This is a genomic window from Pseudomonas sp. KU43P (genome assembly GCF_033095865.1).
Taxonomy (GTDB): domain Bacteria; phylum Pseudomonadota; class Gammaproteobacteria; order Pseudomonadales; family Pseudomonadaceae; genus Aquipseudomonas.
This window is the reverse complement of record NZ_AP019365.1, coordinates 4455966-4480809: the sequence shown is the minus strand read 5'-3', so window position 1 is coordinate 4480809 and position 24844 is coordinate 4455966. Positions and strand designations below refer to the sequence as shown.

Sequence of the window (24844 nt, the reverse complement as noted above, 5' to 3'; positions counted from 1 at the left end):
AAAGGCGCCGTGTTGCCCCGCTTGCCATCAGCAAGCCGGGTGCAGCCGGCGCCTTTTTGCATGCCTGAAGAGGACACCCCATGGCCACCAGCGAAGTACGCAGCGTCTGTCCCTATTGCGGCGTCGGTTGCGGCATCGTCATGCACGTGGCCGACGGCAAGGTCAGCAAGATCAGCGGCGACAAACAGCACCCGAGCAACTTCGGCCGCCTGTGCACCAAAGGCCTCACCGCCCACGTGCCGTTGACCGCAGCCGGCCGCATGGAAACCGCGTTCGTCCGCCAGCAGCGTGGCCAAGAACCCGTGCGCAGCAGCCTCGACCAGGCCATCGCCCAGACCGCCGAGCGCCTGCGCGGCATCATCGACCAGCACGGCCCTGACGCCGTGGCCCTCTACGTGTCCGGGCAAATGTCGCTGGAAGCGCAATACCTGGCCAACAAGCTGGCCAAAGGGTTCATCCGCACGCGCCACATCGAAAGCAACTCCCGCCTGTGCATGGCCAGCGCCGGCGCCGGCTACAAGCTGTCGCTCGGTGCCGATGGGCCACCCGGCAGCTACCAGGATTTCGAGCGCGCCGACGTGTTTCTGGTGATCGGCGCCAACATGGCCGACTGTCACCCGATCCTGTTCCTGCGTCTGCTCGACCGGGTAAAGGCCGGCGCGAAGCTGATCGTCGTCGACCCGCGACGCACCGCCACCGCCGACAAGGCCGACCTTTTCCTGCAGGTGCGCCCTGGCAGCGACCTGGCGCTGCTCAACGGTCTGCTGCACCTGTTGCACCGTAATGGCCAGACTGCCCCCGACTTCATCGCCCGGCACACTGAAGGGTGGGGTGAGCTGCCAGCCTTTCTCGACGACTACGCCCCAGAGCGCGTGGCCGCCATCACCGGGCTGAGCGAAGCCGACATCCGCCAGGCCGCCGAGTGGATCGGCACCGCAGGCGAATGGATGAGCTGCTGGACCATGGGGCTGAACCAGAGCGTTCATGGCACCTGGCTCAGCAATGCGATCTGCAACCTGCACCTGGCCACCGGCGCCATTTGCCGCCCAGGCAGCGGCCCGTTCTCGTTGACCGGCCAGCCCAATGCCATGGGCGGTCGCGAAATGGGCTACATGGGCCCAGGCTTGCCGGGCCAGCGCTCGGCCCTGGTCGAGGCCGACCGTCGCTTCGTCGAGGCGCAGTGGGGCCTGGCGCCCGACAGCCTGCGCGGCGAGGGTGGCGAAGGCACGGTGGCGTTGTTCGAGCAGATGAAAACCGGCGAAGTGAAAGCCTGCTGGATCATCTGCAGCAACCCGGTGGCCAGTGTCGCCAACCGCCGGCAGGTGATCGACGGCCTGCGCCAGGCCGAGCTGGTGATTACCCAGGACGCCTTCCTCGACACTGAAACCAACCGCTTCGCCGATATCCTCCTGCCCGCGGCGCTGTGGGCCGAAGGCGAGGGTGTGATGATCAACAGCGAGCGCAACCTGACGCTGATGCCGCAGGCCGTTCAGGCCCCCGGGCAGAGCCTGGCGGACTGGCAGATCATCGCCAGGGTGGCGTGCGCCATGGGTTATGCCGATGCCTTCGATTACCCCGATGCCGAGGCGGTGTTCGACGAAATCCGTCGCTTCGACAACCCGCAGACTGGCTACGACCTGCGCGGTATCAGCTACACCCAGCTGCGCCACCAGCCTCGTCAGTGGCCTAGCGGCCCCGGCCGGCTCGACGCCCGCAGTCCGGTTCGCTACCGCAGCGAAAACCAGCCTTCAAGGCTGGCGTTTCCCACGCCCAGTGGCAAGGCGCGCTTCTTCGCTCGGCCCTGGCTGCCTGCGCCCGAACTGCCCGATGCCGACTTCCCGCTGGTGCTCAACACCGGCCGCGTGCAGCACCAATGGCACACCCTGACCAAGACTGGCAAGGTGCCGGCGCTGAACAGGCTGGAGCCCGGCCCTTTCGTCGAACTGCATCCCGAGGATGCCCAACGCCTGGGCATCCACGACAAGGACCAGGTGGCCATCCGTTCGCGCCGGGGCCAGGCAGTGCTGCCCGCGCGGGTCAGCGATCGAGTCATGCCCGGCAACTGCTTCGCGCCGTTCCACTGGAACGATGTGATCGGCGAGCAGTTGGCAATCAATGCCGTGACCTGCGATGCGGTCGACCCGTTATCGCTGCAGCCGGCGTTCAAACACTGCGCCGTGGCCCTGGAACGCGTTGCCGGTGAGCGCATCGACGCCCTCGACCTGAGCGCCGCCACGGCACCTGCCACGCCAGCCATGGCGGCTGCTCACCAGGTGCTGTGGGCCTCGCAGACCGGCAATGGCGAGGCCTTGGCCGAACGCTGTGCCGAACGTTTGCATGGCGCAGGCCTGGAGGTCCAGCTCGGTTGCCTGGAAGCGGTCAGTCCGCGACAGCTGCAAGGTGCCGCTAGCGTGTTGCTGATCGCCAGTACCTTTGGCGACGGCGATGCACCGGACAGCGCCGCGAAGTTCTGGCAGGCACTGCAAAGTGAGCAGGATGACGTTTGCACGGCTTTGCCTTATGCCGTGCTGGCCCTGGGTGACTCCAGCTACGACCAGTTCTGCGGCTTCGGCCGCAAGCTCGACCAGCGCCTGGCCGAACTGGGCGGGCAGCGCCTGCTGCCACGGGTCGACTGCGAGCCGGATTACGACGCCGCATTCGCCAGCTGGCTCGACGCCTTGCTGCCCGCACTGGGCGCGGAGGCTACGTCGCAGCCTGTCAGTGAGCCCACCGCCGGCTACAGCAGGCAGCAACCCTTTACGGCCCGCTTGCTGGAAAACCGTCTGCTCAACGGGCCGGGCGCCAGCAAGGAAACCCGGCAACTGGTGTTCGACTTGTCCGGCAGCGATTTCACCTATGCCGCCGGCGACGCCCTTGGCGTGTGGCCGCGCAACTGCCCGGCGTTGGTTGAGGAGCTGCTGACCCTGATGCAGCTTGACGGCCAGACCCTGGTCGAGCTCAAGGGCGAGCCGCCCATGCCCCTGGCGATCGCCCTGCAAGCGCACCTGGAGATCGCCAAGGTGACACCGCAGCAACTGCAGGCCTTCGGCGCGCAGTCCGCCGACCTGCAACGCCTGCTGCAACCGGAATGCAAGGCAGAGCTGCAGCAGTGGCTATGGGGTCGGCAACTGGTCGATGTCCTGCGCGCATTCCCCCAGCAACGGCCATTGGCCGATTGGCTCGCCTTGCTCAAGCCGTTGCAGCCGCGTCTGTACTCGATCAGCTCCAGCCCATTGGCTCACCCGCAGCAGGTGCACCTGACCGTTTCCACGGTGCGCTACGGCGAGCGCAAAGGGGTGTGTTCGACATTCTTGGCCGACCGGGCGCTGGAGGTGGCGATCTTCCCGCAGGTGTCGAAGCACTTTCGCTTGCCAGAGGACGACAGCGTGCCGGTGATCATGGTCGGCCCCGGTACCGGTATCGCGCCGTTCCGGGCCTTCCTCGAAGAGCGCGAGGCGCGCGGAGGCACGGGGGGCAACTGGTTGTTCTTCGGCGAGCAGCACGCAGCCACCGATTTCTATTATCAAGAACAGTTGCAGGCCTGGCAGGCAACCGGGCACTTGCGCCTGGACACGGCATTTTCACGTGACCAGGCCGAGAAGATCTATGTGCAACAGCGCCTGCGCGAGCAGGGGGCGCAGGTGTGGCAATGGCTGGAGGCGGGGGCCTGCTTCTATGTCTGTGGTGATGCCGAGCGCATGGCCAAGGATGTGGATGCGGCGCTGCGCGGGATCATTGCCGAGCATGGGGGCGTGGATGTCGATGCCTACATGGACGCGCTGGGCAAGGCCAAGCGTTATCGGCGGGATGTGTACTGAGCTGCCCCAGGATGGGGAGCGTTGCACCTTGAATGTGCGTTGGGTGGGCTGGCCCCATCGCTGGCAAGGCGGCTCCCACAGGTACACCACCGGCCCCGATAACGCTGCCGCCCCTGTGGGAGCCGGCTTGCCGGCGATAGGGCCAGCCCCGACAACCCATTTGGCACAGTCCCTGCTACATCTCCCCTACAACTAGCCCCCTGGTCAATGGCGATCAACCCGGGCACACCGTGATGAATACAGGCAAAGGCGCCTGGAGCTTCGGCTCCAGGCGCTTTTTTTTTGATCGAGGATCGGCATATGAAGGCAACAGCGAGCAGGCAACGAGAGCGACTGATCATCGTCGGCAACGGCATGGTCGGCCACCATTGCGTCGAGCAACTGGTCGAACGCAGCGCGCTGGCGCGCTTCGAAGTGCGCGTGTTCGGCGAAGAGCGCCAGCGCGCCTACGACCGTGTGCACCTGTCCGAATACTTCGGCGGCAGCTGTGCCGAAACCCTGGCCCTGTGCGGGCCGGACTTCTACGGCGACAGCGGCGTACACCTGCACCTGGGTGAAGCGGTGCTGGAAATCGACCGCGAGCGTTGCCAGGTGATCACCGCCGAAGGCCGCTACGGCTACGACCAGCTGATCCTGGCCACCGGCTCATACCCGTTCGTACCACCGTTCGAAGGCTCCAGCGGCAATGCCCGCCTGGTCTACCGCACCCTCGACGACCTTGACGCCATCCGTGCCGCTGCCAGCGCTGCCCGCCGTGGCGTGGTGGTGGGTGGTGGCCTGCTGGGCCTGGAGGCGGCCAACGCGCTCAAGTCGCTGGGCCTGGAAGCCCATGTGGTGGAGTTCGCCCCACGGCTGATGCCGGTGCAGCTCGATGGCGAGGGCGGGGCGGCGCTCAAGGCGCAGATCGAAGCCCTTGGCGTAGGCGTGCACCTGTCGCGGGCCACGCAGTCGATCAGCGCCGGCGAACAGCACCGCTACCGCATGAACTTCGACGGTGGTGAACACCTGGAAACCGACCTGATCGTGTTCTCTGCCGGCATTCGCCCGCAGGACGCACTGGGGCGCGCCAGCGGCCTGGAAATCGCGGCGCGCGGTGGCGTGGTGATCGACGACCAATGCCGCACCAGCGACCCGCGCATCTTCGCCATCGGCGAATGCGCCTCGTGGAACGGCAGCGTGTTCGGCTTGGTCGCCCCTGGCTACAGCATGGCGCGCAACCTGGCGGCGCTGCTGCTGGGCGAGGCCTGCGGGGAATTCAACGGCGCCGACATGTCGACCAAGCTCAAGCTGCTGGGCGTGGACGTCGGCTCCATCGGCGACGCCCACGGCGCCACGCCGGGCGCACGCAGCTATCGCTTCATCGACGAGGCCAACAGCGCCTACCGCCGCTTGGTGGTGGATGCCAGCGGCAAGCGTGTGCTTGGCGCGGTGCTGGTCGGCGACAACAGCTACTACGACACCTTGCTGCAATACGCCCAGAACGGCATCGCCCTGCCGGCCGACCCGGCCGCCTTGATTCTCCCGCAAAGTGGCGGTGCGCCGGCCCTGGGCGCCGACGCGCTGCCCGACAGCGCGACCATCTGCTCGTGCCACAACGTCAGCAAAGGGGCAGTGTGCGCCGCCATCGACGGGGGGTGCGGCGACCTCGCCGCGGTCAAGGGCTGCACCAAGGCGGCTACCGGCTGCGGTGGTTGCGCAGCGTTGCTCAAGCAGGTCTTCGAGCATGAACTGACGGCCCGCGGCGTGACCGTGGACAAAAGCCTGTGCGAGCACTTCGCCTACACCCGCCAGGAGCTCTACGGGCTGGTAAGGGTCGAGGGCATTCGCACCTTCAACGACCTGCTCGAACGCCACGGCAAAGGGCACGTGGGTTGCGACATCTGCAAGCCGGCCGTGGGCTCGATCCTCGCCTCGTGCTGGAACCAGCCGATCATGGACCCGGCGCTGGTGCCGCTGCAGGACACCAACGACACCTTCATGGCCAACATGCAGAAGAACGGCACTTACTCGGTGGTGCCGCGCATCCCCGGTGGTGAAATCACCCCGGACAAGCTGATCGTGATCGGCCAGGTGGCGAAGAAGTACGATCTCTACACCAAGATCACCGGCGGCCAGCGCATCGATCTGTTCGGCGCCCAGTTGCACGAATTGCCGCTGATCTGGGGCGAGCTGATCGAAGCCGGCTTCGAGACCGGCCACGCCTATGGCAAGTCGACGCGCACGGTGAAATCCTGTGTGGGCAGCACCTGGTGCCGCTACGGCGTGCAGGACAGTGTCGGCATGGCCCTGCGCCTGGAGGACCGCTACAAAGGCCTGCGCAGCCCGCACAAGCTCAAGTTCGCGGTGTCCGGCTGCACCCGCGAATGCGCCGAGGCGCAGAGCAAGGACATCGGCGTGATCGCCACCGACAAGGGCTGGAACCTGTACATCTGCGGTAACGGCGGCATGCGCCCGCGCCACGCCGAGCTGTTCGCCACCGACCTGGATGACGAGACCCTGGTGCGCCTGATCGACCGCGTGCTGATGTTCTACATCCGCACTGCCGACAAACTGCAGCGCACTTCGGTGTGGCGCGAAAGCCTGGACGGTGGCCTGGAGTACCTCAAGCAGGTGATCCTCGAGGACAGCCTGGGCCTGGGCGCCGAGCTGGAGTCGCAGATGCAGCATGTGGTCGACCAGTACGAATGCGAGTGGGCCAACGCCCTCAACGACCCCGAGAAGCTCAAGCGCTTCCGTACCTTCGTCAACGACCGGCGCGCCGACCCGGACGTGCACTTCGTGCGCGAACGCGAACAGCGCCGGCCTGCTGCGCCCCTGCACTTGATTCCAACCACCGAGGAGGCTGTGTGATGAACCTGTCCAATGCTGCAGTGAAAACTCAGGAAAACTGGCAAGCGGTGTGCCTGGCCGATGACCTGGTAGCCGACTCTGGCGTGGTGGTGTGGCTGGCCGGTACCCAGGTGGCGGTGTTCTACCTGCCGGGTCTGGAGCAGCGCCTGTACGCGGTGGACAACCGCGACCCATGCTCAGGGGCCAACATCATCGGTCGCGGATTGGTGGGCAGCCTGCAGGGTGAACTGGTGGTGGCGGCGCCGCTGTACAAGCAGCATTTCAGCTTGCAGAGCGGAGTGTGCCTGGAGGATGCCGGGCAAAGGTTGCGGGTGTGGCCGGTGCGGATGAATGGGGAGGCAGTGGAAGTGGCGCTGGGGTGATGCGACTGCGGTGGCTTGATCGCCGGCAAGCCGGCTCCCACAGAGATCTTGACCGCTTCACTGTGGGAGCCGGCTTGCCGGCGACAGGGCCCGCGCAGACTACCTAGATCACCAGGCCTTGCGGTTCGCGCCCGGCAAAGACATCCACCAGGCTGGCTACCACCATTTCCCCCATGCGTGTGCGGGTCTGTACCGTGGCACTGGCACGGTGCGGTTGCAGCACCACATCTTCACGCTCGAATAGCGCTTGCGGCGCCCGCGGTTCATCGGCAAACACATCCAGCGCAGCGCCTGCGATTTCGCCTGCTTGCAGTGCGGCGATCAATGCCGGTTCATCCACCAGCTTGCCGCGTGCAATGTTGATCAGGTAACCCTCTGGCCCCAGTGCCCGCAGGATCTCTCGATTGACCAGCGCCTCCCCCTTGTCTGCCGCAGCGGCCAGGATCAACGCATCGCTATCGCGGGCCAGTTGCGCAAGATCTGCCTCGAACCCGTAAGGCACATCCAGTGCCTGCAGGTCGGTGTAGCGAATCGGGCAACCGAATGCCGCCGCACGCTGTGCCACTGCGCGTCCGACCCGGCCCATGCCGACAATACCCACGCGCATGCCCGATACCTGGCGCGCCAGTGGTAGCGGGGCCAATGGCGTGGCGCTGGTGGCCCAGTGGCCGGCGCGGACGAAACGGTCGCCCGTGCACAGCCCACGGCAAACGCCGATCAACAGGCCGATGGCGAGGTCGGCGACGTCCTCGGTGAGGGCGCCGAGGGTGGCGGTAACCTGGATGCCGCGATCGCGGGCATAGGCCAGGTCCACCGCATCGGTGCCGACGCCGTTGACGGCCACCACTTCCAGTTTCGGCAGGCGCGCCATCAGTGCCCGGCTGATGCCGGTGTGGCCGCCGGTGATAACGCCACGGATGTTGCCGCCATGCGTGTTGAGGCAGGCGTCCTTGTCGGCCTGTTCGTAGTAACGGTGCACGGTGAACAGTGCTTCGAGTCGCTCGCGAATGTGCGGGATGAGGATCGGGCTCAGTTGCAGAACTTCAGGTTTCATCGGTCACTCCATCAAAGCAGGGGTCAGCCACGGCCGACAAAGGGCATGTTGCTGGCCATCACGGTCATGTTCAGCACGTTGGCCTGCAGCGGCAGGGCGGCGATATAGCGCACCGCTTCGGCCACATGACGCACGTCGAGCATCGGTTCGGCGGCGATCTCGCCATTGGCCTGGCGCACGCCACGGGTCATGCGTTCGGAAAGCTCGGTCAGGGCATTGCCGATATCCACCTGGCTGCACACGATGCCGTAGGGGCGCCCATCCAGCGCCAGAGCCTTGGTCAGGCCAAGCACGGCGTGCTTGCTGGCGGTGTACGGTGCGGTGAAAGGGCGTGGGCTGTGGGCCGAGATCGAGCCGTTGTTGATGATTCGCCCTCCCTGCGGCTGCTGGCGGCGCATCAGCCCGAAGGCTGCGCGGGCGCAGAGGAATACGCCGTCGACATTGGTGGCGATGACGTTGCGCCAGTTCTCCAGCGGCAGCTCGTCGATCGGCACGGCCGGGGCGTTGATGCCGGCGTTGTTGAAGATCACGTCGAGGCGGCCATGGACTTCCTCTACGGTAGCGAACAGGTGCGCGACGCTCTGTTCATTGCGCACATCGGTGGGCACGGCCAGGGCTTCCCCGCCGGCTGCATGCACCTGTTCAACCAGTGTCTGCAGCGGCTCGGCGCGGCGCCCGGCGAGTACCAGGCTGAAACCCTCTTCCAACAGGGCGAGTGCAACGGCGCGGCCTATCCCGCTGCCCGCGCCAGTGACCAGGGCGATTTTCTTGTGTGGGTTCATGGCAAGGCTCCAGTGAAGTTCAGGCGGCATTCGCGGTTTGCCCGGCGGGGCGCGGGCCGACCCGCAGGTGCAGTTCGCCGATGCCATCGATGCCGGCGTGGATGAGGTCTCCCGGGCTCAATGGCGCTACGCCGGGTGGGCTGCCGGTCATGATCAGATCGCCGGGCAGCAGCGGCAGTTGGCGGGACAGGCGGCTGATCACTTCAGCCAGGGGCCAGGTCTGTGTGCTCAGGTGGGCGCGCTGGCGCTCCTGGCCGTTGACCTGTAGCCACAGCGATGCGTCCAGCGGCCAGGGCAACTGGCTGGTGGGCGTGATGGCGGTCATCGGCGCCGAGGCTTCGAAGACCTTGGCGCCTTCCCAGGGCAAGCCCTCGCTCTTGGCCTGGCGCTGACGGTCTCGGCGCGTCATGTCGAGGCCGACGGCAAACCCGTACACATGCTCCAGTGCCTGTTCCGGAGCGATATCGACACCGCCTTTGGCAATTGCTGCCACCAGCTCGATTTCGTGGCAGAACTCGTCGGTCTGCGGCGGGAAGGGCAGCTCGCCCTGCGCCTCGACCACGTTGCTGGCGGGCTTCATGAAGAACACGGGCTCGCGTGGCGCCGGGCCGGCGGCCTCGGGCCAGGGGTAATTGCGGCCCAGGCAGAATACCCGGCCGACCGGAAAGCGTGCGGTGCTGCCCTGGATCGGCAGGCTGACGGTAGCCTGCGGGTTGAACAAGTAGGTCATGGGTGGATCCTCCGTACGGGAGTGGCCAGACTAGCTAGCGGCTGGCGGGCAAAGTTGGACTAAAGCGGGGTCGGCTTGGACTTATCCGGGTCATGCGGCGGTCTTCAGTTCGATCCGGTACAGCTTTCCGAGCAGCAGCGAGTACGACAGGGTGCCCATCAATGCCACTGCGCCGATGAACCAGAAAGCCATGGCGAACGAGCCGCTGGCGTGCACGATGGCGCCAATCACGATCGGCGTGACGATGCCGCCGATGTTCGCCGCCAGGCTGGTGATCCCGCCGGTCAGGCCGATCAATTCCTTGGGGGCCACCTCCGACACTGCCGCCCACGATGACGAGGCGATGCCCTGGGCGAAGAACGCCAGGGTCAGCACCGCGATGCACAGCACGTTGGAGTCGGTGAAGTTCACCAGCACGATCGACATGCCCAGCATCGAGCCCACCACCAGCGGCAGCTTGCGTGCAAACGAAAGCGAATAGCCCCGGCGGATCATCAGGTCCGAGACGATACCCGCCAGCAGGATGCCGACCGTGGCGCCAATGAACGGCATCACGGCGAAGATGCCGACCTTGATCAAGGTCAGTTGGCGCTCTTCGATCAGGTAGGTGGGGAACCAGGTGAGGAAGAAATACAACGCGGAGGTACTGGCGAACTTGCCTAGGCAGATCGCCCACACCTGGCGGTAGCGGAACAACTCGGCGACCTGGCGCCAGTCGAAACGAGTGCGCTCCTGGCTGCTTTTAACCAGCCCGCCGCCTTGCTCGATATAGGCCAGTTCTTCAGGGCTGACCTTCTTGCAGTTCAGCGGATCGCGGTACAGCCACAGCCACACCGCGCCGAACAGGATGCCGACCAGGCCGGTGCTGTAGAACACATGGCGCCAGTCATAGGTGGTGGCCAGCCACAGCAAGGCTCCGGTGAACAGTGCCGTGCCCAGGTACTGGCCACAGACATAGATGCTGCTGGCCATGCCGCGCTCGCGGGCCGGGAACCACACCGTCACCGCGCGGCTGTTGGCGGGGAAGGCCGGCGCTTCCATGGCCCCGACCGCCAGGCGCAAGCCGAACAGCGAGGCAAAGCCGCTGGCCAGGCCCTGGGCCACGGTGACTGCCGACCAACTGATCAGCGACACGCCATAGGTCAGGCGCGAGCCGAAACGGTCGGCGATGAAACCCGCGGGCACCAGGGCCAAGGCATAGGTCCAGGCGAAGGCGGAGAAGATCAGGCCCATCTCGACCTTGTCCAGGCCAAGGTCCTTGGCCATGAAGGGCGCGGCGATGGAGATGTTGACCCGGTCGACGTAGTTGATGATGGTCGCCACCAGTAGCAGCGAGAGCATGAACCAGCGGCGACGAGAGGGCAGGCGTTGCGATGTGGCCGCGTCCAGCGCGAACGACGGCGCCGCGGTGCGGGAGGTAGGCGTGCTCGACATGAGTCGACCTCGTTTGTTGTTGTTGGTAGAGGTTGGGCTGCAGTCCCTTTTCTAAAGTGGTCGTACAACATCTTGAATGCAACGGGGGTTTTAGACTGTTTTTTTCACACAAGCCGTGGCGCGGCCATGCTGTCCAAAAAAATCAAAGCCCGGGGTTTTATCTCGATTTGTGCCTGTAATCCCATTTTTAGAGGGGTGTAGCGATTTGCTGTTGCGTCGGTTTTTGCACACGGGGTTTAATCGATGATGTCGTACAACTTATGGCCGCACACCGGAGATTGCCCATGCCCCCTAAGCGCGAGGTCCCCACCTACCTCATGCAGCAGCGCAGCGAGCTGATGGATTTCTACATTCGCGACCAGCGCGGGCGCCCCGCGGAAACAGCGCCGCATCGCCACGAGTACTTCCAGATCCAGGTCAATCTCGGCGGCGACACCGTGCAGCACATCGGCAGCGTGCAGCGCCCCTTTCGGCGCAACACCCTGGCCTTCATCCTGCCGCACCGGGTGCATGTGATCCCGCACCCGGCCGACAGCGATTTCGTGGTGATCAACTTCTCCCAGACGTTTCTTTTGCCGCACCTGACCTGCGACCCGATGGACCTGGAAGAGGTATCGATCCTGCAGGCGCCCGAGCTGTCTCCGTTCCGCTTTCAGGAGCACCTCGATTTCTGCCTGGATGACACCGAGTTCGCCGAGGTGCAGCGCATCCTTGGGCAAATGCGTGCACTCGATGCCAACCGCCGCTTCGGCAGCCGCGAGATGCTCAAGGGCCTGTTGTTGCAGCTGATCGGCCAGGTCTGCGGCTTGTATGCCGAGCCGCTGCGCGAATTGGCCGACAGCAATGCCGCCCAGCTCAGCCGCCGTGCCGCGCTGGGGCGAATGAGCGACTACCTGCGCCGGCATATCGATGACCCCGACCTCAGCCTGCACAAGGTAGCGGCGGCTACCTACCTGTCGCCCACCTACCTGACCCACTGGCTGCGCAAAGAAATCGGCAAGACCTTCAGCGAGCTGGTGCTGGAGCGGCGTATGCATGCTGCGCGCAACTACCTGCTCAACGGCAGTCGGCCGGTGGGGGAGGTGGCGCGGCTGTGTGGTTTTGCGGATGAAGCTTACTTCTCCCGGCGTTTTCGCCAGATCCACGGACTGCCGCCAGGGCAGTTCCGCCGCCAGCAGCGCGACCCGGATACGCCGCAGGTGGCGATGCGTTAAGCTTGCCGGCATGAACCTCGACACCCGCATCAAGTACCGCCACCTGCTGTGCTTCCTGGAGATTGCCCGGCAGGGCAGCCTGGCCAGGGCCGCCGACATCCTGGCGATCAGCCAGCCGGCGATTTCCAAGACCCTTAAGGAACTCGAAGACCTGCTCGAGGCGCGCCTGTTCGAGCGCGGCCGCCAGGGAGTAGTGCTGACCCCCGCCGGTAGCCGCTTCATGCGTTATGCCGGGCCCAGTGTGCAGGCCTTGCGCGATGGCGTGAGCAGCCTGCGGGGCGAAGCGCGCGTACCGTCGCAGGTGCGCATTGGCGTGCTGTCGACGGTCGAAGGGCTGCTGATGCCCGAAGTGCTGTGCCGGTTGCATCAACGCCATGAAACGCTGGTGATCAGCGTGGTGACCGGCGTCAGCGCACAGCTGCTGGGGCAGTTGCACCTGGGGGAGCTGGAGCTGGTAGTCGGGCGCATGACCGACAGTCCGCAGATTCAGGGCTTGTCGTTCGAGCACCTGTACAGCGAATCGATGGCCCTGGTGGTACGCCCCGGGCATCCCTTGCTGGCAAAGGTGCCGATGGAGCGGGCGCAGGTCAGCCGCTATCCCCTGGTGCTGCCACCCTCGGGCACCACCATTCGCCAGCACGCCGACAGCCTGTTCGTGCAGTGCGGTATCCAGATGCCGGCGCAGCGCCTTGAGACCTTGTCGCTGGCGTTGAGCCGGCGTTACCTGTTAGGCAGCGATGGCGTGTGGGTGGCACCGCGTGATGCGGTATTGCTCGACCTGCGCCGCAGTGAACTGGCCGAACTCGACCTGGGCGTTCGCGAACCTGGCGGTTCGGTGGGTATCTGCCGCAATGCCGCGTTGCCGCAGAGCGTGCCAGGGCAGTGGGTGTGCGACGTGCTGCGCGAAGTGGCTGAACTGTATCGCGACGGGCGCTATCCCTGAGCACTTGCCGGGGCTCAGAACTGGCAGACATAAATCGCCATAAATTTCGAGCAAAACCGCGATCAAGGGTCAATACTGGCCATTGGCTGCGGTGTATGGATGAATAACCTTTTAAGTACTGAACTTCCTCACCAGAACCCGCTCTTATGCCGGTAGCCATGGGTAATGGCCGCCTGATAAGCTCGCGGCTTTACCCTGATTGCCCACATGGCGCATGAACAAGGAAATAGCATGAAACAGCATCGTTTGGCGGCTGCGGTTGCCCTGGTAGGCCTGGTACTGGCTGGCTGCGACCAACAAGCCAGCAGCCCCGAGCTGAAAACTCCGGCACAGAAAGCCTCCTACGGTATCGGCCTGAACATCGGCAAGAGCATGGCCCAGGAAGGCATGGAAGACCTTGATTCCAAAGCCGTAGCCCTCGGCATCGAAGACGCCGTTGGCAAGAAAGACCAGCGCATCAAGGATGAAGAGCTGGTAGAAGCCTTCACCGCGCTGCAGAAGCGCGCCGAAGAGCGTCAGGTCAAGGCCAGCGAAGAAGCGGCCACTGCTGGCAAGAAATTCCTCGAAGAAAACGCCAAGAAGCCAGGCGTGGTCACCACTGCCTCGGGCCTGCAATACGAAGTGGTCAAGAAGGCAGACGGCCCGCAGCCCAAGCCGACCGACGTGGTCACTGTCCACTACGAAGGCAAGCTGATCGATGGCAAGGTGTTCGACAGCTCCGTCGAGCGCGGCAGCCCGATCGATCTGCCGGTCAGCGGCGTGATCCCTGGTTGGGTCGAAGGCCTGCAACTGATGCACGTGGGCGAGAAGTACAAGCTGTTCATCCCGGCTGATCTGGCCTACGGTGCTCAGAGCCCGAGCCCGCAGATTCCGGCCAACTCGGTGCTGGTGTTCGATCTGGAACTGATCGCCATCAAGGACCCGAGCCAGCTGCAAGGCGACGCGCCTGAAGGCGAAGCCCCGGCTGAAGAGCCTGCCAAGTAAGCACGGCAGCTATTACAGGAACGCCCCGTCTCGACGGGGCGTTCTTGTTTGTGCAGGTAGCATCGAACGAACCCCGGGGCAGAGTTATTGTCCGAGCAAGGACAGTGTGAGGCAGCATCAGGCGTAAGACGCAAATCGTTTGCGCGCCTGAAACCGCTGTGTAAAAAACGCCCGATCTGACCGGGGCCCTTGCCTTATGGGCACCTGACGTCAGAAACTTCGCCCTGTTCACAAGGTTATCCACAATAAATGTGGATAACCTCTTCCCCGCTGGAGGCCTCATGAGCGCACCCTGGAATTTCGCCCGCTTCCTGCCCCTGGCCGAGCGATTGCTCAGCCGTGGTCGTTTGCCGGCCCTGTTGTTCGCCGTGGCCCGCAAGGGGCCGCGCCTGGGTCAGCTACGTGACGACGTCAAGTTGTTGCAGGCGTTGTGCCTGGCGTGGTGGCGCGGCGAGTACCGAGCGATCAGCCCCAAGGCGCTGGTGACCATCGTTGCGGGCCTGCTTTATTTCGTCAGCCCCATCGACGCCATCCCCGACTGGATTCTCGGGGTAGGGTTTCTCGATGACATCGCGGTGCTCGGCTGGGTGCTGAAGACCGTGGCCGATGAGCTGGCGCGTTTCAAGGCATGGCGCGACAGCCAGGCGCCGGAGCGTCTGCGCGTGGTCGAGCGCCTTCCCGACACCCCCGAAGCGTTGCGCCTGGAGCGCAAAACCCACTGAAAGCGCGCCGATCCCCACAGACTCCCGCACTTGGTAATATAATTGGCATAAGGGTTATGCCTACGGATTACATGCCGTAATCCTATGTAAGGGGGTTGTAATGGGTATTCAGGTCATTAGCCGGGACGGTCAGCCCGAGTACGCCGTCGTTCCCTGGGAACAGTATCAGGCGCTGCTCAAGGCAGCTGGTCAGGCACCTGCCGAAGCGGTTAGCGCAACATCAGAGCAAGAGCAGCCTGCGCCGAGTGTCAGCTTGCCTGCGTTCGGCGAGGTGGCGCAGATACGCCAGGCCAAAGGCATTGCCGCTGAACAGTTGGCGCGCAATGTGGGCGTCAGCCCGGCCTACCTGGCCATGATCGAATCCGGCGAGCGCCAGCCGGATGCGGCGATTCGCCGGGCCCTGGCCTGGCACCTGGGCGTCGCCGGCTGGAGCGAGCCGTCATGAGCCAGGTCAGGATCAGCCGCCAGCACTGGCAAAGCCTGCTGGACGAGCTCGACCTGGCCCGCCGACAACGCCACTTGCTGACCTACCGAGCGCTCATCGAGCGCCTGCAGTTGCCCAGCCCTGCCATGCAGACGCTGACCGCCGCGCTGGAGTACCTGGCCGTGCTCGATGCTCGCGCCGAGCAGCCGCTGCGCAGTTCGCTGGTCATCAGCCAGGGCGCCAGCCGCCTGCCGCGCACTGGCTTCTTCGAGTGCGTGGAGCGCCTGGGGCGCTTCTCCGGGCCGGTGGATGGCATGGAGGCGGCGTCCTGGCATGCCTCTGAGGTGGTCAGGGTGTTCGAATACTGTTATCCAGAAATTGCCTGAGGGCCTGGAGCCCGGCTTTGGTTTTCTATCGCTCATGAGATCGAGCGCCGCCCGCGCGGCGCATCGCGGATGAATCCGCTCCTACATTTGTTGCAACGTGCCATAGTCTGTAAGGCCATAGTTGGCCGTTTTTAGCGCCCGCCGAAAAACCACGTCGTACAAACAAGGCTGACAACCATGGCCTATCAGGCATAGGCACGTTGCAACAAATGTAGGAGCGGATTTATCCGCGATGCGCCGCGCGGGCGGCGCTCGATGTCCGCGGCGCTACAAGACCCAAGGCGAGCACCCTCGTCCCGCAAAAAAAAAAGGCCAGGCATCTGCATACCTGGCCTTTGTTTCATGACCAACCCTTACTTCTTGGCCACCTTGGTGCTGGCGCTGAGGTAGTCGATCAAAATGCGACCGGTCTCCGACAGGTACGCATCGTCCTCCGGCTTGGTGTTCTCATCCTCGACCGGCAGGGCGTCTTCGTCTTCTTTCTTCAGCTCCTTGAGCGGCTCCTCGCCCTTGGCCTTGCGGCGGGTGTTTTCCAGCGCCAGCTGCTTGGCCTCGATGTCGTCGTGGCGGGCACGGCGCTCCTGCTCGTTAAGGCTGACGGTCTTCTCGTTCATCAGCTTCTGGGTCAGCGCCAGGCGGTCACGGATGTAGGTAAATTCCGCATCCTTGTCGCTGCGTGCCTCATGCTGCGCCTTGAGCTGGGCCAGGAACGGCTTGAACGGGTCGGCCGCCGGCTTGACCACCGGGCGGATGGTGTCCCACGGCATGGCTTCGGGCAGGGCGCTTTCGCCGATTTCCTTGGTGTCGATGATCGACGGGTAGTCGATATCCGGCAGCACGCCCTGATGCTGGGTGCTCTGCCCGGAAACCCGGTAGAACTTCGCCAGGGTCAGCTTCAGCTCGCCATGGTTGAGCGGCTGGATGGTCTGCACGGTGCCTTTGCCGAAGGTCTGGCCGCCGATGATCAGGGCGCGGTGGTAGTCCTGCATGGCACCGGCGAAGATCTCCGAAGCCGAGGCCGAGAGGCGGTTGACCAACAATGCCAGCGGGCCTTTGTAGAAGGCGCCGGGGTTCTCGTCTTCGAGCACGTCGACACGGCCGTCGCTGTTGCGTACCAGCACGGTCGGGCCTTTCTCGATGAACAGGCTGGTCAGCTCGGTGGCTTCCTGCAGGGAGCCGCCGCCGTTGTTGCGCAGGTCGATGACCACGCCGTCGACTTTTTCCTTCTGCAGCTCGGTGAGCAGCTTCTTCACGTCACGCGTGGTGCTCTTGTACTCGGGGTCGCCGGCACGGTAGGCCTTGAAGTCCAGGTAGAAGGCCGGGATCTCGATGATGCCCAGCTTGTAGTCGCGGCCATCCTGTTTGAGCTTGAGTACCGACTTCTTCGCCGCCTGCTCTTCGAGCTTGACCGCTTCGCGGGTGATGGAAACGATCTTGCTGGTCTGGTCGCTTGGCGCATTGCTTGCCGGGATGATCTCCAGGCGCACCACCGAGCCTTTCGGGCCGCGGATCAGCTTGACCACTTCATCCAGGCGCCAGCCCACCACGTCGACCATTTCCTTGTTGCCCTGGGCAACACCGATGATCTTGTCGGCCGGGGCCACCTGCTTGGTCTTGGCCGCAGGGCCAGCCGGCACCAGGCGCACGATCTTCACCTGGTCGTTGTCGCTCTGCAGCACTGCGCCGATGCCTTCGAGCGACAGGCTCATGTTGATGTCGAAGTTCTCGGCGTTATCCGGCGACAGGTAGTTGGTATGCGGGTCGTAGGACTGCGCGAAGGTATTGATGTAAGCCTGGAAGATGTCCTCGGCACGGGTCTGGTCCAGGCGCGCAAGCTGGTTCTTGTAGCGCTTGGTCAGGGTCTCCTGGATCTGCTTGGGCTCTTTGCCAGCGATCTTCTGACGCAGCACTTCGTCTTTCACGCGCTTGCGCCACAGGTCGTCGAGTTCGGCTTGGCTGGTCAGCCACGGCGCGTCCTTGCGGTCGATCAGCAAGGTTTCCTTGGTGGTGAAGTCGATCTTGTCGACGCCTTTGTTCAGCTCGGCCAGGGCAAAGTCCAGGCGCTGCTTCACGCGGTCCAGGTAGCGCTTGTAGATGGTGAAACCGGGGTCGAGGTTGCCGCTCTTGAGGAAGTCGTCGAACTGCGTCTTCCACTTGTCGAACTCGGCGATGTCGGTCGCGGTGAAGTAGCTGCGCGCAGGGTCGAGCAGCTTGATGTAGCTGTCGTAGATGATCGCCGAGCGGGCGTCATCGAGCGGTGGCTTGCTGTAATGGTGGCGCTTGAGCAGCTCCACCACATTGAGGCTGGCGACGATTTCGTCACGGTCGGGCTGCAGGCTGTCCCACTTGTTGGCGGCCGCCGCATTGCCGCCGAGCGTGAGGCTGCCCAGGCCGATCATCATGGCCAGGGCAGTGCTTGGTAGGAAATGCTTCATGCTGATTCGACGTGGAGGCAATTGATCACGCATAGTAGGCCGTCTTTTCCGTTGCCGGTTCCATGGAGCCGGACAAATACTGCAAAAAGCCTGGGGCAAGCGTTCCCCAGGCTCAGTCATGATTCAACTATGGAGGCACTGTGAAAGCATTGCAAGGCGAAGACGGACATGTGGCCTGGGTCGAGGCAGAACGCCCGGTTTGTGACGCCGGCCAAGTACGCATTCGAGTGGCCGCTGCGGGCCTGAACCGCGCCGACCTGCTGCAAATGAAGGGCCTCTATCCGCCACCTCCGGGCGCCAGCCCATACATGGGCCTGGAGTGCGCCGGCATTATCGAGGAAGTGGGGGCGGGCGCCGACTGGCGCGTGGGCGACCGGGTGTGCGCCCTGTTGGCCAGCGGTGCCATGGCCGAGGAAGTGGTGGTCGATGCCCGCCATGTGCTGCCGGTGCCCGAGGGCCTGAGCTTGCAGGAAGCGGCGGCGCTGCCCGAGGTGTATGCCACGGCCTGGTTGAACATCTTCCAGCTAGGTGCGGTGAAGGCGGGCGAGAAGGTGCTGGTGCACGCCGGTGCCAGTGGCGTGGGTTCGGCTGCGATCCAGCTGTGCAAGGCGTTTGGCAACCCGGTGTATGCCAGCGTCGGCTCGCAGGATCGGCTGGCCTACTGCCAGGCCCTGGGTGCGGCCGGTGGCGTGGTGCGCAACGAGAATCTCGACGCGCTCGAAGGTCTCGGCCCGTTCGATGTGATTCTCGACCCGGTGGGCGCCAGCTATGGCCAGCTGAACCTCAAGCTGCTGGGCCGTGATGGGCGTTGGGTCATCATCGGTCTGATGGGCGGGCGCAAGTTCGAGCTGGACCTGGCGCAGGTGCTGGGCAAGCGCCTGGAGATCACTGGCTCGACGTTACGCAACCGTGACGATGGGTTCAAGGCCGAGTTGCTGCGCGAGCTGCAGCAGCAGGTGTGGCCGCTGTTCGCTGAAGGGCGCCTGTCGCCGCAGCTGGTGGACACCTACCCGGTCGAGTTCGCCCAGGCGGCGTATGCCGAGCTTGAGAGCAACCAGGTGTCGGGCAAGCTGGTGATGGTCATCGACCCGACGCTGGTGTAGCCCTGAGAGCCCATCGCCGGCAAGCCGGCTTCCACAGGTAGGGTGCAGGCCTTACGAGCGCTGCCATGCCTGTGGGAGCCGGCTTGCCGGCGATAGGTCCGGAACTGCCTGTGCAATGCTTCAGGACCAGCTCAAAATCGGCCACCCATTGCGCTTGGCATGTTCGCGCAGCACCGCATCCGGGTTCACCACATGCGGAAAATCCACCTTAAGCAACAGCGGCAGGTCATTGCGCGAGTCGGAATAGAAACTTGCCCCCTCAAGGTTCTCCTGCTCTTGGTCCAGCCACTCCAGCAAGCGGGTGATCTTGCCTTCACGGTAGGTCAGCACCCCATGGGTCTTGCCGGTATACACCCCGTTCACCGCCTCCAGCTCGATCGCCAGGTACTCGTCCACCCCCAGGCGCGCCGCTATCGGCCCGACCAGGTGCGTGCCCGAAGCGGAAATGATCAGGATGCGGTCGCCCCGATCGCGGTGCTCGGCGATGCAGCGGCAGGCGTCGCCATAGATGATCGGTTCGATCACCTCCTCGACCCACGGCTCGACCAGGTGTTCCACCTCTTCCAGGGTACGCCCGGCAATCGGTTCGAGGCTGAAGGCCATGTAGTCTTCCATCTGCAGGTGGCCCTTGCCGTAGGCCTCCATCAGCGCATGGTCACGGCGCAAGAATTCCTTACCATCCACCCAGCCCAGGCGGGCCATCTGTTCGCTCCACAACGACGCGCAGTCGCCATGGATCAAGGTTTCGTCGAGATCGAAAATTGCCAGTGCCATGTAGTGAGTCTCCTTAGGCCACTTCCCGTAGCGCCGTGGGGTCGATCGACAGGGATACCCGCTGGCCGTCGGCGTGCAGGTCAGCCGGTGAGCGGTTGAGCACATCGACCACCAGCTCTACCTCGCGCACCCGTACGCGGTAGCGAATCACGTTGCCGAGCAGGCTGTGACTGTGCACCTGGGCGTCCAGTTCACCGTTCAGGCCCAGGGTGATCGACTCCGGGCGGATCGCCAGGCGGCTGGCCACCGGGCGCTGCAGGAGTCGGCTGGCACTGTCGGCGTCGAGCAGGTTGTAATTGCCGATGAAGCCCGCGGCGAACAGGTCGACGGGGGCGGTGTAGAGGGTTTCGGCATCGCCGCTCTGGACGATGCGCCCCTGGTTCATCAGGAAGATGCGGTCCGACATCGTCAGCGCCTCTTCCTGGTCGTGGGTGACGAAGATAGTGGTCAGCCCCAGCTCGCGCTGGATCGCGCGAATCTGCTCGCGCAGGTGCTTGCGGATACGTGCATCCAGCGCCGACAGCGGCTCGTCGAGCAGCAGCAGGCGCGGCCTTGTGACCAGCGAGCGGGCCAGGGCCACGCGCTGGCACTGGCCGCCCGACAACTGGTGCGGGTAGCGCCCGGCGAAACTGCCCAACTCCACCAGCTCCAGCACGTCGCGCACACGCGCCTGGCTCTCGTCGGCCTTGACCTTCTGCATGCGCAGGCCGAAGGCGACGTTCTGCTCGACGGTCATGTTGGGGAATAGCGCATAGCTCTGGAACACCATGCCGATCCCGCGCTTCTGCGGGGTCAGCGGCACGATGTCCTGGCCGTCGAGCAGGATCTGCCCGCCGTCCACCGGGGTCAGGCCGGCGATGCAGCGCAGCAGGGTGGATTTGCCGCAGCCGGAGGGGCCGAGCAGGGTGACGAATTCGCCGCGTTCGATCTGGCAGTCGATGTTCTCGAATACCGGCGTGCCGCCATAGCTCTTGTGCAGTTTCTGTACGCTGACGAAGCTCATGTCAGGTCTTGTCCTTGTTCAAGCGGTTGGCGACCCAGGTCAGCACCAGCACGAAGGCGAAGTACGAGATCACCAGGGCGCTGTTGAAGTGGCCGCTGCTGTTGCGCATGTTGTTCAGGTACACCTGCAGGGTCTCGTAGCGAGTGCCCACCAGCAGGTTGGCGAACACGAATTCGCCGAACAGGAACGAGAACGACAGCAGCAGGGCGACCATCAGGCCCTTGCGCAGGTTCGGCAGTACCACCAGCAACGCCGCCTGCCAGGTGCTGGCCCCCAGTAACTGGGCGGCGTCCATCAGGTCGCGCAGGTTGATCGCCTGCAGGTTGTTGGTGATCGCCCGGTACATGAAGGGCAGGGCGATGGTGAAGTAGCAGCCGATGAGGATCCATGGCGTGCCGACCATGGCCATCGGCCCACTGCCATAGAGCTGCAGCAGGCCCACCGACGACACCACCGGCGGCACCGCGAAGGGCAGCAGGATGAGGATGTTCATCAGCGCGTCGAGCCTGGGGAAGTGGTAATGCACCACGAACAGCAGCGGCAGGATCAGCACTACCGACAGCACCAGGGCACCGACGCACACCAGCAGCGACTGGCCGAAGGCGGCGAGGAAGCGCGGCTCGCTCCATAGCGCCAGGTACCACTTCAGGGTCAGGCCGCTGGGCAGCAGGGTCGCGGACCAGCTGGTGGCCAGCGAGTAGAGCAGGGTGCCGGCCAGTGGCAGCAGCAGGATGATGAACAGCAGGTACACCACCACGCGATGGTAGAGGCCGGCAGCAGTGTTTTCAGCGCGCATGGTAGCTCCTCTTGAGCAGCCATTGATGGACCACCGTGACCAGCGTCATCAATCCCACCAGCACCATGGCCAGGGCGCTGGCCAGGTTTGGGTCGAGGCTGATGTCACCAGCCACCAGGCCGGCGATGCGGATCGGCAGCACGTTGAAGTTACCGGTGGTCAGCGCATACACCGTGGCGTAGGCGCCGAGGGCATTGGCCAGCAGGATGACGAAGGTGCCGAGCAATGCCGGGGTCAGCACCGGCAGGCCGATGTGCCGCCAGTACTGCCAGTGGCTGGCGCCGAGCAGCGCAGCGGACTCGCGCCAGTCTTCGCGCAGGGCGTCGAAGGCCGGGTAGAGCAGCAGCACGCCCAGCGGGATCTGGAAATAGGTGTACACCAGGATCAGCCCGCTCTTGGAATAGATGCTGAAGTCTTCCAGCAAGCCTGCCTGCTTGAGCAACAGGGTCAGCGCGCCGTTGAAACCGAGCAGAATGATGAAGGCGAAGGCCAGCGGTACGCCGGCGAAGTTGCTGGTCATGTTGGCGAAGGCGCTGACGAAGTCGCGTAGTCGCGAATCCACCTGGCGCAGCGAATAGGCGCCCAGGGTGGCGATGACGATGCCGAACAGGCTCGACCAGAAGCTGATCTCCAGGCTGCGCTGCAGTGCCTGCAGGTAGAATTTGGAGGCGAATACCTTGCTGAAGTTGTCCAGCCCCCAACCGGCGTCCGACTGCACGCTGTTGATCGCCACCCAGGCCAGCGGGGCGATCTGGAAGATGACGAAGAACACGGCGAACGGCAGCAGGCAGAGCAGGGCCAGGTAGCGGCCACGGTGGCTGCTGTTAGGGCTGGTCACTTGAGCAGCTCCCGGCATACGGTCTTGTCATGGGCTGCGCCGAGCAGTTCGCAGATCGTGCCGCACAGTTCGGTCTGCAGCGGCTTGGCAGCCGGGTCCAGGCTGAAGGCATCGCCGAACACGAACAGCGGCACTTCGCGCTCCTCGGCCAGCAGGCCGTTGTGCGAACGGTCGTTGTTCATGCCGTGGTCGGCGGTCACCAGCACCTGGTAACCCTCTTCGAGCCAGCGTGGCAGGTAGTCGGCCAGGAGAATGTCGGCGCTGCGTGCAGCGTTGCGGTACTGGCTGCTGTCCAGGCCGTGGCGGTGGCCGGCGTCGTCGATATTCATCGGGTGCACCAGCAGGAAGTTCGGCGCATGGCGCCGGCGCAGGTATTCTGCGTCGGCCAGCAGGTGCGAGTCAGGGTAGTGGTCGGCCCAGTAGAACAACCCGTGCTGGATCGGCAGCTTCGGCGCGTGGGTATGGCGGTCGCGCAGCGGGTCGAAGGGCGAGCGGTTGTACAGCTCGCTCATCCAGTGATAGGCCGCTGCCGCCGTGCCCAGGCCGGCCTCGCGGGCGTAGTGGAACACGCTGCGCTGGTTGGACAGGCGGTTGACGTTGTTGTGCACGATGCCGCTGTCGATCGGCGGCACGCCGGTGAGGATGCATTCGTAGAGTGGCCGCGAAAGGGAAGGCAGCTCGCACTCCACGCGATACAGTGCAGCGCGGTCGGCTTCGACATAGGCATGCAGGTGGCCCATGGCGTGGTGGGCTACTTGGTGGTTGAGGCCGTCGAGCAGGACCAGGATGACGTTGTGTTGCATGGTGGCTCCAGTCAATAACCGTGTTGCCTTCATCGCCGGCAAGCCGGCTCCCACGGTGTTCTGTGATGACCCCGTGGGAGCCGGCTTGCCGGCGATGAGGTCGGTTCGGGCACTAGAAATTCCAGGCCCTCATTCCATCTCGATGATCACTTGCTCCTGCCACTTCTGCGGCAGCGCCTTGGACGTCGCTTCCCAGGCTGCGGCATCCTTGATCGGTTGCGCGGCCTTGTACTGCTCGTTGGGCAGCAGCATGGCCTGTACCTCCTGCGGCAGCTTCAGGTGCTCGGCGCGAATCGGCCGGGCATGCCCCTTGGCCAGGTTGATCTGCCCGGCGTCGCTGAAGATGTACTCACGCGCCAGCTTGGCCGCATTCGGATGTTTGGCGTACTTGTTGATGATGGTGGTATAGCCGGAAATCACCGTGCCGTCGGACGGGATCAGCACCTCGAAGCGCTTGGGGTCGATCTGTTCACGGTAGCTCAGGCCATTGAAGTCCCACACCACGCCGACTTCCACTTCACCTTTTTCCAGGGTCTGGATGGTCGGGTTGGCCAACGACAGGCGCTTTTGCTGGGCCAGTTTGGTGAACAGCTGCAGGCCGGGTTCGATGTTCTTCTCGTCGCCCTTGTAGGCAATGGCGGCAGCCAGCACACCATTGGCGGCTTGGGCAGCAGTGCCTACGTCACCGATGGCGACCTTGTATTTGCCCTTTTCCAGATCATGCCAGCTGGTGGGGCGGTCACCTTCCTTCACCAGGTCCTTGTTGATGATGAAGGCGATGGTGCCGGTATAGGCCAGCGCCCAGTGGCCATCCTTGTCTTTGGCCCACTCTGGTACCTGGTCCCAGGTGCTCGGCTTGTACGGCTGGCTCACACTCTTGGTCACGGCAATCGGGCCGAAAGCCGCGCCAACGTCGCCGATGTCGGCACTGGCGTTGTCCTTCTCTGCTTCGAACTTGGCGATTTCCTGTGCCGAGCTCATGTCGGTGTCGGTGTGCTTGAGGCCGTACTTGCTGGCCAGGTCTTCCCAGGTGCCTTTCCAGTTGGCCCAGGCGTCTGGCATACCTACGCTGTTGACTGCGCCTTCCTTGCGGGCAGCGTCTTCCAGGGCCTTGAGGTCGGTGCCTGCGGCCATGGCCGAGGTGCACAGAGCGATAGCGGAACCGAGCAGTGACGCCATGAAGAACTTTTTCATCCGAAGCTCCTTGGGTGGGTGCCTTTAGCGATCGTTGTCATGCATGTAAGCGTTGCTTGGAAATGGTTGGTCTAGGTCAGCAAACCTTGCGCCAAGGTAGGCTGCTTGCGTGACAATTTGATGTAGGGGAAGGCCTGAACGGCTGGCCGCAATCACCTGAAAGTACAGCGTAGACCAGTTCGCATCCTTGATTTT

General features: G+C 64.2%; 21 protein-coding genes. 10 read left to right on the top strand and 11 right to left on the bottom strand.

Features of this window, described 5'->3' with window-relative positions; genetic code table 11:
- The first annotated feature begins 80 nt into the window (after positions 1–80).
- The 3 genes from KU43P_RS20480 (at position 81) to nirD (ending at position 7030) form a co-directional block, all read left to right on the top strand.
- Complete coding sequence (locus tag KU43P_RS20480; protein WP_317659254.1) at positions 81–3818, top strand: bifunctional nitrate reductase/sulfite reductase flavoprotein subunit alpha; 3738 nt, start codon at positions 81–83, stop codon at positions 3816–3818.
- Between the two features lie 300 nt (positions 3819–4118).
- A complete protein-coding gene (nirB, locus tag KU43P_RS20475; RefSeq protein ID WP_317659253.1) occupies positions 4119–6668 on the top strand; it encodes a nitrite reductase large subunit NirB in 2550 nt (849 codons plus the stop codon).
- Positions 6668–7030 carry a nitrite reductase small subunit NirD gene (nirD, locus tag KU43P_RS20470; protein WP_317659252.1) on the top strand — a complete coding sequence of 121 codons (363 nt, stop codon included), beginning with the start codon at positions 6668–6670 and terminating at the stop codon, positions 7028–7030. The genes nirB and nirD overlap by 1 nt, the downstream gene beginning before the upstream one ends.
- Positions 7031–7133: 103 nt before the next feature.
- Here the strand turns inward: nirD and KU43P_RS20465 are convergent, their stop codons facing one another.
- The 4 genes from KU43P_RS20465 to KU43P_RS20450 form a co-directional block, all read right to left on the bottom strand.
- The gene (locus KU43P_RS20465) at positions 7134–8084 is read right to left on the bottom strand and encodes a 2-hydroxyacid dehydrogenase (protein ID WP_317659251.1); all 951 of its coding nucleotides are present in this window, start codon (positions 8082–8084) and stop codon (positions 7134–7136) included.
- 23 nt (positions 8085–8107) lie between these two features.
- Complete coding sequence (locus tag KU43P_RS20460; RefSeq protein ID WP_317659250.1) at positions 8108–8866, bottom strand: SDR family oxidoreductase; 759 nt, start codon at positions 8864–8866, stop codon at positions 8108–8110.
- A gap of 19 nt (positions 8867–8885) precedes the next feature.
- Positions 8886–9596, bottom strand: a complete 711-nt coding sequence (locus KU43P_RS20455; RefSeq protein ID WP_317659249.1) for a fumarylacetoacetate hydrolase family protein — start codon at positions 9594–9596, stop codon at positions 8886–8888.
- Between the two features lie 90 nt (positions 9597–9686).
- A complete protein-coding gene (locus KU43P_RS20450; RefSeq protein ID WP_317659248.1) occupies positions 9687–11030 on the bottom strand; it encodes an MFS transporter in 1344 nt (447 codons plus the stop codon).
- 284 nt (positions 11031–11314) lie between these two features.
- Between KU43P_RS20450 and KU43P_RS20445 the strand changes: the two genes are divergently transcribed.
- The 6 genes from KU43P_RS20445 (at position 11315) to KU43P_RS20420 (ending at position 15703) form a co-directional block, all read left to right on the top strand.
- Positions 11315–12244, top strand: coding sequence for a helix-turn-helix transcriptional regulator (locus KU43P_RS20445; protein ID WP_317659247.1), 930 nt, complete (start codon positions 11315–11317; stop codon positions 12242–12244).
- 10 nt (positions 12245–12254) lie between these two features.
- Positions 12255–13187, top strand: a complete 933-nt coding sequence (gene pcaQ / locus KU43P_RS20440) for a pca operon transcription factor PcaQ (RefSeq protein WP_317659246.1) — start codon at positions 12255–12257, stop codon at positions 13185–13187.
- A gap of 231 nt (positions 13188–13418) precedes the next feature.
- Complete coding sequence (locus KU43P_RS20435) at positions 13419–14171, top strand: FKBP-type peptidyl-prolyl cis-trans isomerase (protein ID WP_317659245.1); 753 nt, start codon at positions 13419–13421, stop codon at positions 14169–14171.
- A 281-nt stretch (positions 14172–14452) separates the two neighbouring features.
- A complete protein-coding gene (locus tag KU43P_RS20430) occupies positions 14453–14893 on the top strand; it encodes a YkvA family protein (RefSeq protein ID WP_317659244.1) in 441 nt (146 codons plus the stop codon).
- Between the two features lie 100 nt (positions 14894–14993).
- On the top strand, positions 14994–15338 hold the full coding sequence (locus tag KU43P_RS20425; RefSeq protein ID WP_317659243.1) for a multiprotein-bridging factor 1 family protein: 345 nt from the start codon (positions 14994–14996) through the stop codon (positions 15336–15338).
- Positions 15335–15703 carry a hypothetical protein gene (locus tag KU43P_RS20420; protein ID WP_176517922.1) on the top strand — a complete coding sequence of 123 codons (369 nt, stop codon included), beginning with the start codon at positions 15335–15337 and terminating at the stop codon, positions 15701–15703. Before KU43P_RS20425 ends, KU43P_RS20420 begins: the two co-directional genes overlap by 4 nt.
- Positions 15704–16056: 353 nt before the next feature.
- On the opposite strand, the gene KU43P_RS20415 is transcribed toward KU43P_RS20420, so the two are convergent.
- Complete coding sequence (locus KU43P_RS20415; protein ID WP_317659242.1) at positions 16057–18138, bottom strand: carboxy terminal-processing peptidase; 2082 nt, start codon at positions 18136–18138, stop codon at positions 16057–16059.
- Between the two features lie 140 nt (positions 18139–18278).
- Between KU43P_RS20415 and KU43P_RS20410 the strand changes: the two genes are divergently transcribed.
- Positions 18279–19241 (top strand): NAD(P)H-quinone oxidoreductase, encoded by a 963-nt coding sequence (locus tag KU43P_RS20410; RefSeq protein ID WP_317659241.1) that lies wholly within the window; start codon positions 18279–18281, stop codon positions 19239–19241.
- A 120-nt stretch (positions 19242–19361) separates the two neighbouring features.
- On the opposite strand, the gene KU43P_RS20405 is transcribed toward KU43P_RS20410, so the two are convergent.
- The 6 genes from KU43P_RS20405 to KU43P_RS20380 form a co-directional block, all read right to left on the bottom strand.
- A complete protein-coding gene (locus tag KU43P_RS20405; RefSeq protein ID WP_317659240.1) occupies positions 19362–20015 on the bottom strand; it encodes an HAD family hydrolase in 654 nt (217 codons plus the stop codon).
- 13 nt (positions 20016–20028) lie between these two features.
- The gene (locus KU43P_RS20400) at positions 20029–21018 is read right to left on the bottom strand and encodes an ABC transporter ATP-binding protein (RefSeq protein ID WP_317659239.1); all 990 of its coding nucleotides are present in this window, start codon (positions 21016–21018) and stop codon (positions 20029–20031) included.
- Between the two features lies 1 nt (position 21019).
- Positions 21020–21814: an ABC transporter permease gene (locus tag KU43P_RS20395; protein WP_317659238.1), complete on the bottom strand. Its 795-nt coding sequence runs from the start codon at positions 21812–21814 to the stop codon at positions 21020–21022.
- Positions 21804–22652 (bottom strand): ABC transporter permease, encoded by an 849-nt coding sequence (locus KU43P_RS20390; protein WP_411567224.1) that lies wholly within the window; start codon positions 22650–22652, stop codon positions 21804–21806. The genes KU43P_RS20395 and KU43P_RS20390 overlap by 11 nt, the downstream gene beginning before the upstream one ends.
- Complete coding sequence (locus KU43P_RS20385; RefSeq protein WP_317659236.1) at positions 22649–23455, bottom strand: alkaline phosphatase family protein; 807 nt, start codon at positions 23453–23455, stop codon at positions 22649–22651. Before KU43P_RS20385 ends, KU43P_RS20390 begins: the two co-directional genes overlap by 4 nt.
- Before the next feature lie 129 nt (positions 23456–23584).
- Positions 23585–24649 (bottom strand): ABC transporter substrate-binding protein, encoded by a 1065-nt coding sequence (locus tag KU43P_RS20380; protein ID WP_317659235.1) that lies wholly within the window; start codon positions 24647–24649, stop codon positions 23585–23587.
- Positions 24650–24844: the final 195 nt, after the last annotated feature.

Excerpts from the sequence above, each read along its gene's own strand:
- KU43P_RS20400 (WP_317659239.1), bottom strand. The coding sequence starts at position 21,018 with ATGAGCTTCGTCAGCGTACAGAAACTGCACAAGAGCTATGGCGGCACG.
- KU43P_RS20415 (WP_317659242.1), bottom strand. The coding sequence starts at position 18,138 with ATGAAGCATTTCCTACCAAGCACTGCCCTGGCCATGATGATCGGCCTG.
- KU43P_RS20425 (WP_317659243.1), top strand. The coding sequence starts at position 14,994 with ATGGGTATTCAGGTCATTAGCCGGGACGGTCAGCCCGAGTACGCCGTC.
- KU43P_RS20450 (WP_317659248.1), bottom strand. The coding sequence starts at position 11,030 with ATGTCGAGCACGCCTACCTCCCGCACCGCGGCGCCGTCGTTCGCGCTG.
- KU43P_RS20405 (WP_317659240.1), bottom strand. The coding sequence starts at position 20,015 with ATGGCACTGGCAATTTTCGATCTCGACGAAACCTTGATCCATGGCGAC.
- KU43P_RS20430 (WP_317659244.1), top strand. The coding sequence starts at position 14,453 with ATGAGCGCACCCTGGAATTTCGCCCGCTTCCTGCCCCTGGCCGAGCGA.
- KU43P_RS20395 (WP_317659238.1), bottom strand. The coding sequence starts at position 21,814 with ATGCGCGCTGAAAACACTGCTGCCGGCCTCTACCATCGCGTGGTGGTG.
- nirD (WP_317659252.1), top strand. The coding sequence starts at position 6,668 with ATGAACCTGTCCAATGCTGCAGTGAAAACTCAGGAAAACTGGCAAGCG.
- KU43P_RS20455 (WP_317659249.1), bottom strand. The coding sequence starts at position 9,596 with ATGACCTACTTGTTCAACCCGCAGGCTACCGTCAGCCTGCCGATCCAG.
- nirB (WP_317659253.1), top strand. The coding sequence starts at position 4,119 with ATGAAGGCAACAGCGAGCAGGCAACGAGAGCGACTGATCATCGTCGGC.
- KU43P_RS20420 (WP_176517922.1), top strand. The coding sequence starts at position 15,335 with ATGAGCCAGGTCAGGATCAGCCGCCAGCACTGGCAAAGCCTGCTGGAC.
- pcaQ (WP_317659246.1), top strand. The coding sequence starts at position 12,255 with ATGAACCTCGACACCCGCATCAAGTACCGCCACCTGCTGTGCTTCCTG.
- KU43P_RS20460 (WP_317659250.1), bottom strand. The coding sequence starts at position 8,866 with ATGAACCCACACAAGAAAATCGCCCTGGTCACTGGCGCGGGCAGCGGG.
- KU43P_RS20445 (WP_317659247.1), top strand. The coding sequence starts at position 11,315 with ATGCCCCCTAAGCGCGAGGTCCCCACCTACCTCATGCAGCAGCGCAGC.
- KU43P_RS20465 (WP_317659251.1), bottom strand. The coding sequence starts at position 8,084 with ATGAAACCTGAAGTTCTGCAACTGAGCCCGATCCTCATCCCGCACATT.
- KU43P_RS20385 (WP_317659236.1), bottom strand. The coding sequence starts at position 23,455 with ATGCAACACAACGTCATCCTGGTCCTGCTCGACGGCCTCAACCACCAA.
- KU43P_RS20480 (WP_317659254.1), top strand. The coding sequence starts at position 81 with ATGGCCACCAGCGAAGTACGCAGCGTCTGTCCCTATTGCGGCGTCGGT.
- KU43P_RS20435 (WP_317659245.1), top strand. The coding sequence starts at position 13,419 with ATGAAACAGCATCGTTTGGCGGCTGCGGTTGCCCTGGTAGGCCTGGTA.
- KU43P_RS20380 (WP_317659235.1), bottom strand. The coding sequence starts at position 24,649 with ATGAAAAAGTTCTTCATGGCGTCACTGCTCGGTTCCGCTATCGCTCTG.